Source organism: Kitasatospora sp. NPDC056181 (genome assembly GCF_042266225.1).
Classification (GTDB): Bacteria; Actinomycetota; Actinomycetes; order Streptomycetales; family Streptomycetaceae; genus Kitasatospora.
In genome coordinates this window covers 1-1,504 of record NZ_JBHJUK010000298.1, presented here as the reverse complement: position 1 = coordinate 1,504, position 1,504 = coordinate 1, and the positions used below count along the sequence as shown (strand labels likewise).

Below are 1,504 nucleotides of genomic sequence, written 5' to 3'. Positions count from 1 at the left end.
GGTAGTAGGTGAGCGATGGGGTGACGCAGGAAGGTAGTCCAGCCCGGGCGGTGGTTGTCCCGGGGTAAGGGTGTAGGCCGTGAGGTAGGCAAATCCGCCTCACATTAAGGCTGAGACCTGATGCCGAGCCGATTGTGGTGAAGTGGATGATCCTATGCTGTCGAGAAAAGCCTCTAGCGAGTTTCATGGCGGCCCGTACCCCAAACCGACTCAGGTGGTCAGGTAGAGAATACCGAGGCGTTCGGGTGAACTATGGTTAAGGAACTCGGCAAAATGCCCCCGTAACTTCGGGAGAAGGGGGGCCATTCCTGGTGACGGCACTTGCTGCCAGAGCTGGGGGTGGCCGCAGAGACCAGCGAGAAGCGACTGTTTACTAAAAACACAGGTCCGTGCGAAGCCGTAAGGCGATGTATACGGACTGACGCCTGCCCGGTGCTGGAACGTTAAGGGGACCGGTTAGCTCTGATTCGTCGGGGCGAAGCTGAGAACTTAAGCGCCAGTAAACGGCGGTGGTAACTATAACCATCCTAAGGTAGCGAAATTCCTTGTCGGGTAAGTTCCGACCTGCACGAATGGCGTAACGACTTCTCGACTGTCTCAACCATAGGCCCGGTGAAATTGCATTACGAGTAAAGATGCTCGTTTCGCGCAGCAGGACGGAAAGACCCCGGGACCTTTACTATAGCTTGATATTGGTGTTCGGTTCGGCTTGTGTAGGATAGGTGGGAGACTTTGAAGCAGCAACGCCAGTTGTTGTGGAGTCGTCGTTGAAATACCACTCTGGTCGTGCTGGATGTCTAACCTGGGTCCGTGATCCGGATCAGGGACAGTGTCTGGTGGGTAGTTTAACTGGGGCGGTTGCCTCCTAAAGGGTAACGGAGGCGCCCAAAGGTTCCCTCAGCCTGGTTGGCAATCAGGTGTTGAGTGTAAGTGCACAAGGGAGCTTGACTGTGAGACTGACGGGTCGAGCAGGTACGAAAGTAGGGACTAGTGATCCGGCGGTGGCTTGTGGAAGCGCCGTCGCTCAACGGATAAAAGGTACCCCGGGGATAACAGGCTGATCTTCCCCAAGAGTCCATATCGACGGGATGGTTTGGCACCTCGATGTCGGCTCGTCGCATCCTGGGGCTGGAGTAGGTCCCAAGGGTTGGGCTGTTCGCCCATTAAAGCGGTACGCGAGCTGGGTTTAGAACGTCGTGAGACAGTTCGGTCCCTATCCGCTGTGCGCGTAGGAGTGTTGAGAAGGGCTGTCCCTAGTACGAGAGGACCGGGACGGACGAACCTCTGGTGTGCCAGTTGTTCTGCCAAGGGCATGGCTGGTTGGCTACGTTCGGGAGGGATAACCGCTGAAAGCATCTAAGCGGGAAGCCTGCTTCGAGATGAGCACTCCCACCTCCTTGAGAGGGTAAGGCTCCCAGTAGACGACTGGGTTGATAGGCCGGATATGGAAGCCCTGTGAGGGGTGGAGTTGACCGGTACTAATAGGCCGAGGGCTTGTCCTCAG

Annotated in this window: 1 rRNA gene (cut by a window edge); it reads left to right on the top strand. The window is 56.6% G+C overall.

The annotated features are described in order from the left end of the window. Nucleotides 1-1,502: ribosomal RNA gene (locus ACFC1F_RS42945) — 23S ribosomal RNA — on the top strand (it extends 1,644 nt beyond the left edge of the window). Nucleotides 1,503-1,504: the final 2 nt, after the last annotated feature.